Annotated in this window: 11 protein-coding genes; 3 read left to right on the forward strand and 8 right to left on the reverse strand. The window is 68.5% G+C overall.

Going from position 1 to position 10,000, the window contains the following annotated elements; genetic code table 11:
- Positions 1-33: 33 nt before the first annotated feature.
- Complete coding sequence (locus JWP65_RS05410; RefSeq protein WP_299761083.1) at positions 34-255, reverse strand: KGG domain-containing protein; 222 nt, start codon at positions 253-255, stop codon at positions 34-36.
- Positions 256-419: 164 nt separating this feature from the next.
- Here JWP65_RS05410 and JWP65_RS05415 point away from each other — a divergent pair, with 164 nt between their 5' ends.
- The gene (locus JWP65_RS05415) at positions 420-1,835 is read left to right on the forward strand and encodes a HAMP domain-containing sensor histidine kinase (protein WP_299761085.1); all 1,416 of its coding nucleotides are present in this window, start codon (positions 420-422) and stop codon (positions 1,833-1,835) included.
- Between the two features lie 14 nt (positions 1,836-1,849).
- Here JWP65_RS05415 and JWP65_RS05420 read toward each other — a convergent pair whose 3' ends face one another.
- The 7 genes from JWP65_RS05420 to pcp form a co-directional block, all read right to left on the reverse strand.
- The gene (locus JWP65_RS05420) at positions 1,850-2,443 is read right to left on the reverse strand and encodes a LuxR C-terminal-related transcriptional regulator (RefSeq protein ID WP_299761088.1); all 594 of its coding nucleotides are present in this window, start codon (positions 2,441-2,443) and stop codon (positions 1,850-1,852) included.
- Between the two features lie 80 nt (positions 2,444-2,523).
- A complete protein-coding gene (locus tag JWP65_RS05425; protein WP_299761091.1) occupies positions 2,524-3,816 on the reverse strand; it encodes a tryptophan--tRNA ligase in 1,293 nt (430 codons plus the stop codon).
- Positions 3,813-4,487, reverse strand: coding sequence for a site-2 protease family protein (locus tag JWP65_RS05430; RefSeq protein WP_299761094.1), 675 nt, complete (start codon positions 4,485-4,487; stop codon positions 3,813-3,815). The genes JWP65_RS05425 and JWP65_RS05430 overlap by 4 nt, the downstream gene beginning before the upstream one ends.
- Positions 4,488-4,509: 22 nt before the next feature.
- The gene (locus JWP65_RS05435) at positions 4,510-5,145 is read right to left on the reverse strand and encodes an L-threonylcarbamoyladenylate synthase (RefSeq protein ID WP_299761097.1); all 636 of its coding nucleotides are present in this window, start codon (positions 5,143-5,145) and stop codon (positions 4,510-4,512) included.
- A gap of 23 nt (positions 5,146-5,168) precedes the next feature.
- On the reverse strand, positions 5,169-6,062 hold the full coding sequence (locus tag JWP65_RS05440; RefSeq protein ID WP_299761100.1) for a DMT family transporter: 894 nt from the start codon (positions 6,060-6,062) through the stop codon (positions 5,169-5,171).
- Positions 6,059-6,910, reverse strand: a complete 852-nt coding sequence (locus JWP65_RS05445) for a 3',5'-nucleoside bisphosphate phosphatase (RefSeq protein WP_299761103.1) — start codon at positions 6,908-6,910, stop codon at positions 6,059-6,061. Before JWP65_RS05445 ends, JWP65_RS05440 begins: the two co-directional genes overlap by 4 nt.
- A 38-nt stretch (positions 6,911-6,948) precedes the next feature.
- Positions 6,949-7,617 (reverse strand): pyroglutamyl-peptidase I, encoded by a 669-nt coding sequence (gene pcp, locus JWP65_RS05450; protein WP_299761106.1) that lies wholly within the window; start codon positions 7,615-7,617, stop codon positions 6,949-6,951.
- A 28-nt stretch (positions 7,618-7,645) separates the two neighbouring features.
- On the opposite strand from pcp, the gene JWP65_RS05455 reads away from it, so the two are divergent.
- Complete coding sequence (locus tag JWP65_RS05455; RefSeq protein ID WP_299761109.1) at positions 7,646-8,512, forward strand: neutral zinc metallopeptidase; 867 nt, start codon at positions 7,646-7,648, stop codon at positions 8,510-8,512.
- Between the two features lie 90 nt (positions 8,513-8,602).
- Positions 8,603-10,000 (forward strand): DEAD/DEAH box helicase (locus tag JWP65_RS05460; protein WP_299761112.1); only part of this gene is annotated, 1,398 nt, incomplete at its 3' end.

Consider the following 10,000-nt stretch of genomic DNA (forward strand, 5'->3'; position numbering starts at 1 on the left):
CGGATTGCTTCGTCCTACACCCGCAAGGGGCTTTCAGCTGGCGCGCGAACTGTCGGAACGGGCATGGCGCTTCTTGCCGGCGGCGCGGGCTTCCTCGCTGGTGAACTCGTGGGCGTGGCCGCTCTGGTGGGCCGCGCGGCCGCCCAGGCTGGCGATCTCGCGCTGGCGCTGCGGGTCCATCGCGGCAAAGCCGCGCAGGGATTTCTTCGGTGCGGAGGGTTTTTCGGAGTCTTGTTTGCCGGTTTGCGAATCCATTTGGGTTCCTCGTCAAGGTTGGTGCACGGGTGCACTGTCAGCTGGAGGGTGGCAGCGCACGGCAGAGTCTGTTCGTGTTCATCCATGGGGTGTGTAGGACTGCGCCCATAGCAATGTCGGAGCGGCTGCTGGCCGGCGCGAGCGCATGTTCTAGACTCGCGCCCATGAAACCGCAGGCGGCCCTGGCCGCAGCATCGCCCGCGCAGGCCCAGTGGGTCGAGGGGGAACTCGTGCGCAACCTGATGCGGACCCAGCGTGACACCCAGTCGATCGGCCTGCTGTTGATCCCGCTGGTGGTAGCGGTGCTGTGGGGGGACGCCAGCTCCCGCTGGCTGCTGGCCTGGGCCGCGTTCGCGCTGGCGATGGCGGGCTGCCGCTTCTGGCTGCTGCGCCGCTACGAGCGTCAGGTGAAGGGCCGCGGAAGCGCCGAACACCTGGCGTTCTTTCGCCGCCACCGGCTGGTGTGGCCGCTGTCGGCGCTGGTGTGGGGCCTGACCACCGCGCTGCACTTCGGCCGGGCGACGCTGCCGGACCAGTTCATCTGCTGGCTGCTGCTGGCCGGCACCGCCATGTTCTCCATCAACGCCTTGTCCAGCCGGCTCGCCACCATGCACGCCTACCTGAACACGCTGGGGCTGACGGCCGTCGCCGTGATGGCCTGGCGTATGGGGGTGGACCTGCGGCTGCAGGGGCCTACCTACCACTGGTGGCTGCTGGCGATGCTGCTGATCTTCTGGCAGGTGTTGCGCCACGCCGGCGGGCGCCTGCACGAAACCCACCGCAGCAACTTCTCGCTGCAGTACCGCAACAACCAGCTGATCGAGTCACTGACGCGCCAGACCCAGGCGGCGCTGGACGCGGTGGAAATCAAGAACCGCTTCCTGGCCAGCGCCGCCCACGACATCCGCCAGCCGGTGCACGCCCTGGGCCTGTACGCCGACTGGCTCGGGAGCGAGCCGGAGCTGGTGCACGAACTGGCGCCGAAGATCGTCGAATCGACCAAGGCGGTGAACCAGCTGTTCGACTCGCTGTTCGACCTGTCGCGCCTGGACGCCGGCAAGATCCGGCTGAACGTCGAGCCGGTGAACCTCGCCAAGCTGCTGCACGACCTCGAGCTGCAGTACCGGCCGGTGTGCGAGGCCAAGGGCCTGCAGTTCCGGCTGCACGTGACGCCGGGGACGGTGGTGTCGGACCCGATCCTGCTGCGGCGCATCGTCGGCAACCTGATCTCCAACGCGGTCAGGTACACGCGCGCCGGCGGCGTGCTGCTGGCGTCGCGCGCCACGCGGCAGGGGCTGAGCGTCGAGATCTGGGACACCGGCGTGGGGATCGCGCCGGAGCACCAGCGCGAGATTTTCCGCGAATTCTTCAAGGTGCCCACCCATGGCGGAACGGAGGAGGGCTTCGGGCTCGGGCTGTACATCGTCGCGCGCCTCACCAACATCCTGGGTCACCCGCTCACGATGGGCTCGCGCCTCGGCCGCGGCACCGTGTTCCGGCTGCTGCTGCAGCCGACCGATGCCCGGGCCGCGGCGGAGCGCGCGGTGGCGGCGGTGGCGCAGATGGCCAGCCGGCCCTGAGCCGGCTGGTGCCCTCAGCTGGCCAGCAGGCCGTGCATCCGCGCGTGGTGGATGGTCTGGGTGCGGCTCTTGACGCCCAGGCGCCGGAACAGCCGCCACAGGTGCACCTTGACGGTGTGCTCGCTGATTCCGAGTTCGTCGGCGATCTCGCGGTTGGACAGGCCGCGGTCCAGCATCACGATCAGCTGCTTTTGCCGCTTGGACAGCTTGTTGTCGGTCGGCGCCAGTTCCTCGAACTGGCCATCGGCCGAGAGCAGCGCCCGCAGCGCATTGCCGATCTCCTGGCCACCGGACGATTTCTCGATGTAGATGTCGGCGCCGGCCTCGATGCACATCTCCTCGGCGTCGGCCGCCGGCGAGGCGGACAGCACCGCCAGCGGCGTCTCCGGAAAGCGCTTCTTGAGTTCGTGCACGCCCGAGGCGCCGGTGGTGTCCGGCAGCTTCAGATCCAGCGTGATCAGGTCGGGGTCCCCATGCTGCTTGGCCGCCGCCTCGACGCCCCCGAGACGATCGAGTTCGACCACGTTGGCGCCTGGACGCACCCGGCGCATCAGCATGACCACCGCTTCACGCATCAGGGGGTGGTCATCGATGACGTACAAGGTCATGGTTTTCGTGGATTTTTCGAGCGACATTCGCTCCAAGGATACCGCCTCGCCAGTGGGGCCAGGGTTGTAAGGCATTGGCATCAAGATTGCGCCAGCTCGCGCAGGGCAGCGCCGACGTCGGCCAGCGCCACGCCATCGGCCGGAGTGGCCTTGCCATCCAGCGCCAGCGGTTCGCCGGCGCCGGCCTTCAAGGCAGCGATGAACTGGCCGGCCTCCCTGGGCGAGGCAAAGCCCGCGCTTTGCAGCAGCAGCCGTCCCTGGCCGTCGACCAGCTTGAAGTAGAACTGGCCGTCGGCCTCGCGGTATTGCTTGAAGGCGGGCAGGCTGGCGCCCTTGTTCGCGGCTTTCTTGCCGGCGCCGGTGACGCTGGCCAGCCTGCGCAGGCCGACCGCCTCGCGCAGCTCGCGCATCAGCGGCGTGGCCCGCGCCCTGGCCTTGGCAGCGCCGGCCTGCAGGATGTCCTCGAGTTCGCCCGGATGCTCGACGAGGTGCTGGTAGCGCTCGCGCATCGGGGCGATCTCGTGGTCGATGCGCTCGAACAGCAGCTGCTTGGCATCGCTCCAGGCGATGCCGGCCGAGTAGGCCTGGCGCAGCTTGAGCGTCTCTTCCGGTGAGGCGAAGGCCTGGTAGATCTGGAACAGCGCCGAGCCTTGCACCTCCTTGGGCTCGCCCGGCGCCCGCGAGTCCGTCACGATCGAGAAGATCTGCTTGCGCACCTGCTCGCGCGCTCCGAACAGCGCGATCACGTTGTCGTAGCTCTTGCTCATCTTGCGGCCGTCCAGACCCGGCAGCAGCGCCACGTCGTCGTCCACCTGCGCCTGGGGCAGCACCAGGTGCTCGCCGTACAGGTGGTTGTAGCTGGATGCCATGTCGCGCGCCATCTCGATGTGCTGCACCTGGTCGCGGCCCACCGGCACCTTGTGCGCCTTGAACATCAGGATGTCCGCGGCCATCAGCACCGGGTACATGAACAGGCCGGCGCTGACGTCGGCATCGACGTCCACGCCGGCGGCGTTGTTCTTGTCGACCTGCGCCTTGTAGGCGTGGGCCCGGTTCAGGATGCCCTTGCCGGTCACGCAGGTGAGCAGCCAGGTCAGCTCCGGAATTTCCGGGATGTCCGACTGCCGGTAGAAGTGCACGTGCTCCCAGTCCAGCCCCGCGGCCAGCCAGCAAGCGGCGATCTCCAGGGTGGAGCGCTGGATGCGGGCCGGCTCGTCGCACTTGATCAGCGCGTGGTAGTCAGCCAGGAAGTAGAAGTTCTCGGTGCCGGGGCGGCGGCTGGCCTGCACCGTCGGCCGGATGGCGCCCACGTAGTTGCCCAGGTGGGGCGTGCCGGTGGTGGTGATGCCGGTGAGGAAGCGGACAGGGCTCATCGGATGCGGGGCGGAAAGGGGGTGGACAGGTTGATCAGGTCGAGAAAGGAGTAACCCACGCGCAGCAGCGGCAGCAGCCAGTAAGTGCCGACCACGCCGAGCAGGACCAGGCCCAGCACGATGAAAAAGCCCCAGGGCTCGATCTTGCTCACTGCAATGGCCTGGCGCCGCGGCAGCAGGCCGACCAGCACCCGGCCGCCGTCCAGCGGCGGCAGTGGGAACAGGTTGAAGGCGGCCATCACGAAATTCACCAGCACGCCGGCCGTGCACATGATCAGGAAGAAGCGTTCCTGCACGCCCAGCAGCAGCAGCACGGTGAAGGCGATGGCCCACAGCAGGGCCTGGATCAGGTTGGACAGCGGTCCGGCCAGCGCCACCCACACCATGTCGCGCTTGGGGTGCCGCAGCTGCGAGAAGTTGACGGGCACCGGCTTGGCATAGCCGAACAGGAAAGCGCCCGAGGTGGCGAAGTACAGCATCAGCGGCATCAGGATGGTGCCGATCGGATCGATGTGCTTGAGGGGGTTGAGCGTGTTGCGCCCGAGCATGTAGGCCGTCGGGTCGCCCAGGTGCTTGGCCACGTAGCCGTGCGCCGCCTCGTGCACCGTGATCGCGAAGAGCACGGGGAGGGCGTAGATGGCGACGGTCTGAATCAGGTTGTTGAAGTCCACCGGCCGATTGTGTCAGACGCCTTCACAGGCCCAGGATTGCGGTATCGCCGCGGCCCTGGCGCACCAGCACGGCGCCGCCGCCGCTGCCCATCGGCGTCAGGTCGATCACGGTGGTCGGCTGGTCCGGGCACGGCCCCGCGCCGATGACGCCGGCCAGCTGCGACTGGAAGCGCTCGCGGATCTCCTGCGGATCGTTCAGTGCCACCTGCTCGTTGGGATCAATCAGCGTGGTGGACAGCAGCGGCGCGCCGTGCAGCTCCAGCAGGCCTTGCAGCACCTTGTGGTCCGGCACCCGCAGGCCGATGGTCTTGCGCTGCGGGTGGCTCAGGCGCCGCGGGACCTCGCGCGTGGCTTCCAGGATGAAGGTGTAGGGGCCGGGCGTGGCCGACTTGAGCAGCCGGTACTGCTTGTTGTCGACGCGGGCGTAGTTGGCCAGCTCGCTCAGGTCGCGGCACAGGATGGTCAGGTGGTGCTTGTCGTCGACGCGGCGGATCTGGCGCAACCGGTCAGCCGCCGCCTTGTCGTCCAGGTGGCACGTCAGCGCGTAGCTGGAGTCGGTGGGAACCGCCACCACTCCGCCGGCGGCCAGCAGCGCCACGGCCTGCTTCAACAGGCGCGGCTGCGGATTTTCCGGGTGGACTTCGAAGTACTGGGCCATGGGGAAATCACTGCAAAAGCGTTTCAGCCAGCGGCGGCGCGGCGCTCGCGCACCGTCAGCCAGGCGCCGGCGGCGCCGCAAACCGCGATCATGGCGATGCCGGCGAGCGACAGCTTGTCCGGAACATGCGAGAAAACCAGTAGGCCACCGAGCATCGCAAAGCCGATCTGGCTGTACAGGTAGGGCGTGAGGGTGCCGGCCGGCGCCCGGTAGTAAGCCATGATCAGGAAGTAGTGGCCGACCGTCGCGGCCAGCCCCATGATGCACAGCGCGACCCACAGCCACGCCGCGATGTCGGTGGTCCAGACGAACGGCAGCGCCAGTGCCGCGATCAGCGTGCCGGTCCAGCCGGTGTACAGGTGCATGGTGACCGGGTCTTCGGTGCGCGCCAGCTTGCTGGTGAGCACCTGGAACGAGGCGTTGCTGGCCACCAGCAGCAGCGGCAGCAGACTGGCCCAGCCGAAATCGGCGCCGCCCGGGCGGATGATGATCAAGGTGCCGGCGAAGCCGCCCGCCACCAGCGCCCAGCGCAGGCCCGAGACATGCTCTTTGAGCAGCGTGGCCGCCAGCACGGTGACGGCCAGCGGCGTGATCATCACGATCGCGGTGAACTCGCCAACCGGCATGTAGCGCAGGCTGGCGAAGGCCAGCAGGCTGCTGGTGAGCAGCAGCAGCCCCCGCACCAGTTGCCAGGCGAGCTTGCGGGTGCGAAAGACGGCGACGCCGCGCATGGGCAGCACCGCCACCGTGGTGGCCACGGCCTGGAAGCAGTAGCGGAACCACAGCGCCATCAGCAGCGGCACGCCGGCGCTGACGTACTTGGTGGCGGTGTCGAGGGTGGAAAAGCAGGCGCCGGCGGCCACCACCAGGAAGATGCCGGCCAGCGGCTGCGCGCCGGGCCGTGCCGCCGTGCTCACTGGATGCGGTCGGCCAGCAGATCCCACACCGGCGTCAGCTGCCCCGGCAGGTAAGGCAGCTTGCCCAGGTCGGTGTGGCTTTCGTCCGGGCTGTGGAAGTCGCTGCCGCGGGAGGCGGCCAGGCCGAACTCGCGCGCGGTATCGGCGTATTTGACGTATTCGGCAGGCGTGTGGCTGCCGGTGACGACTTCGACGCCGCGGCCGCCGTGCGCCTTGAATTCGGTGAACAGCGCAAACTCCTCGTTCGCGGTGAACTTGTAGCGCGCCGGGTGGGCGATCACGGCGACACCGCCGGCGGCCGTGATCCACTGCACCGCGTCCTTGAGCGAGGCCCAGCGGTGCGGCACGTAGCCGGGCTTGTTCTCGGTCAGGTAGCGGCGGAACACCTCGCTGGTGTCCCTGCACACGCCGGTCTCGACCAGGAAGCGGGCGAAGTGGGTGCGGGAGATCAGCTCGGGGTTGCCCACGTAGCGCAGCGCGCCTTCGTAGGCGTCCTTGATGCCCGCCCGCAGCAAGCCGGCCGCGATCTCGCGCGCCCGCTCGCCGCGCCCGCCCCGGGTGGCGCGCAGTCCGGCATGCATCTCGGGGTCGTCGGCATCGAAGCCCAGGCCCACGATGTGCACCGTTTCGTCGGCGAAAGTGACCGAGATTTCGGTGCCCGTCAGGTACTTCATGCCGTGGGCACGGGCGGCCGCGGCGGCGCGCCCTTGTCCGCTGATTTCGTCGTGGTCGGTCAGCGCCCACAGTTCGACACCGTTGCCGGAGGCGCGCGCCGCCAGCGCCTCGGGCGTCATCGTGCCGTCGGAAACCACGGAGTGGCAGTGCAGGTCGGCGTTGAGGATGGACACGCCCTGATTCTAGGCTGCGGGGCCGTGGTTGCCCGCCGCTAGTTGATGGCGCCCGCTTCCTTGCGGATGTCGTGCTCGGTGCGCAAGGCGCAGGCGATGCCCAGTTCCAGCCCGGCCACCAGTTCGTCCAGCCGCATCGACGGCTGCCCTTGTTCGGGCAGCCAGGGCACGTGGATCAGCCCGCCGCGCGTGCCTTGCCATCGCGGCTGGGCCAGCAGGTGCATCAGGCCATAGAACACGTGGTTGCAGACGAAGGTGCCGGCGGTCTGGGACACCTCCGCCTTGATGCCGGACTCGATCAGCTCCACCAGCATCGCCTTGATCGGCAATGTCGTGAAGTAGGCCGCCGGACCACCGGGGATCACCGGCGTGTCGATCGGTTTCCTGCCGGCGTTGTCGCGGATGCGGGCGTCGTTGACGTTGATCGCCACCCGCTCCAGCGAAATGGCGCCGCGGCCGGCAGCCTGGCCGGTGCACACCACCAGCTCGGGCTGGTGCTCCTCCATCAGCTCGCCCAGCCGCTGCAGGGCGTCGTCGAAAATGGTCGGCAGCTCGCCTCCGACCACGCGGCGGCCGGCGATGGCGCGGCCGTGCATCGCATGCACTGCCTGCCAGCTCGGGTTGACGTGGCTGCCGCCGAAAGGATCGAAGCCGGTCACCAAAACCGTTGCCGGACTACGCGCCGCTGGGCTAGTGGTCGCTACCATCTGGCCACTCTACAGCAGGGAGGCGACCATGCGTTGGGAAGGTAACCGGACATCATCGAACGTGGAAGACGCGCGCAGCGGCGGCGGCGGCTTCGGCATCGGCCGGGGCAGCATCGGCATCGGCACCATCGTCGTCGCCCTGATCGGCGGCGCGGTGCTGGGCATCAATCCGCTCACCTTGCTGGGCATGATGACCGGAGAGGGCGGCCCGGCCCCGCAGGTGCAGACCCAGCCGGGGCCGCAGGCGGCGCCACCCGACGAAATGGGCCGCTTCGTCTCCACCGTACTGGCCGACACCGAAGACGTGTGGAAGCAGCTGTTCACCCAGGGCGGGGCCACCTACCAGGAGCCGCGGCTGGTGCTGTTTCGCGGCTCGGTGCGCACCGCCTGCGGCGCCGGCCAAGCGGCGATGGGGCCGTTCTACTGCCCGGCCGACCAGAAGGTCTACATCGACCTGAGTTTCTACGAGACCATGAAAAGCCGCATGGGCGCGCCCGGCGACTTTGCCCAGGCCTACGTGATCGCCCATGAAGTCGGGCACCACGTGCAGCACCAGCTCGGGATCACCGAGCAGGTGGAACGCTCGCGGGCCCGCGGCGGCGCCGCCGCCAACGCCATGAGCGTGCGGCTCGAACTGCAGGCCGACTGCTTTGCCGGCGTCTGGGGCCACCATGCGCAGAACGCGCGCCAGATCCTGGAGCAGGGCGACGTGGAGGAGGCGATGAACGCCGCCTCCAAGATCGGCGACGACGCCTTGCAAAAGTCCAGCGGCCGCGCGGTGGTGCCGGAAAGCTTCACCCACGGCAGCAGCGCGCAGCGCCAAAAGTGGTTTTCCACCGGCTTGAAGACGGGCAGCGTGAAGGCCTGCGACACCTTCAGCGCACGCACGCTGTAAGACCTGCAAATCGGGCCGTGCCTGGGGCGCGGCCCGCAGTTACACCCTGTTTGGCCCGGTTTTTGCAACGATGCGACAATAGCCGGTTAGATGTCAGACACAGAACAATCCTCCTTCTCCAAGCTGTCCCTGGCTGAGCCGCTGGCGCGTGCCGTGGCCGAAATGGGCTACGAGACCATGACCCCGATCCAGGAGCAGGCCATTCCGGTGGTGCTCCAGGGCCGCGACGTCATGGGCGCCGCCCAGACCGGCACCGGCAAGACGGCCGCGTTTTCGCTGCCCTTGCTGCAGCGGATGCTCAAGCACGAGAACACCTCCACCTCGCCGGCGCGGCATCCGGTACGGGCCCTGGTGCTGCTGCCCACCCGCGAACTCGCTGACCAGGTGGCCCAGCAGGTCAAGCTGTACGCCAAGCACACCAACCTGCGCAGCGCCGTCGTCTTCGGCGGCATCGACATGAAACCGCAGACCGCCGAGCTCAAGCGCGGCGTCGAAGTGCTGGTCGCCACGCCGGGCCGGCTGCTCGATCACATCGAAGCCAAGAACGCGGTGCTCAACCAGGTCGAGTACGTGGTGCTGGACGAAGCCGACCGCATGCTCGACATCGGTTTTTTGCCGGACCTGCAGCGCATCCTGTCGTACCTGCCCAAGCAGCGCACCACGCTGCTGTTCTCGGCCACCTTCTCGCCCGAGATCCGGCGGCTGGCCAGCAGCTACCTGCAGGACCCGGTCACGATCGAGGTCTCCAGCCCGAACGCCACCGCCTCGACGGTGGAGCAGCATTTCTACAGCGTCGTCGACGACGACAAGCGCCGCGCCATTCACCAGATCGTGCGCCAGCGCCAACTCAAGCAGGCCTTCATCTTCGTCAACAGCAAGCTGGGCTGCGCCCGGCTGGCCCGCTCGCTGGAGCGCGAGGGCATGAAGACCACGGCGCTGCACGGCGACAAGAGCCAGGACGAGCGCCTCAAGGCGCTGGCTGCCTTCAAGGCGGGCGAAGTCGACATGCTGGTGGCCACCGACGTGGCGGCCCGCGGCCTCGACATCAAGGACGTGCCGGCAGTGTTCAACTTCGACGTGCCGTTCAACGCCGAGGACTACGTCCACCGCATCGGCCGCACCGGCCGGGCCGGCGCCTCGGGGCTGGCGGTCACGCTGGTGTCGCCCAGCGACGGCCGGCTCATGGCCGACCTGGAAAAGCTGCTCAAGCGCAAGATCGAGATCGAGGCGCTGGAGTACGACGACGACCGCCCGCGCGGCCGCATCAACGACGGCCGTCGCACCTGGCGCGAACGCGGCGAAACCGGCGACGAGCGCGACGTGCTGGATGCACCGCGCGAGCCTTCGACCGCGCCGACGCCACGCGCCGAGCGGCCGGAACGGGTGGAGCGGTTCGAGCGCGTCGAACGGGAGCGCCCGGAAAGGGCCGAGCGTCCCGCGCGGATGGCGCAAGCCCCCGTCGACCCATTCTTCGAGCAGCCCTACGAA

The sequence above is a fragment of the Ramlibacter sp. genome, from assembly GCF_028292805.1.
Classification (GTDB): domain Bacteria; phylum Pseudomonadota; class Gammaproteobacteria; order Burkholderiales; family Burkholderiaceae_C; genus Ramlibacter.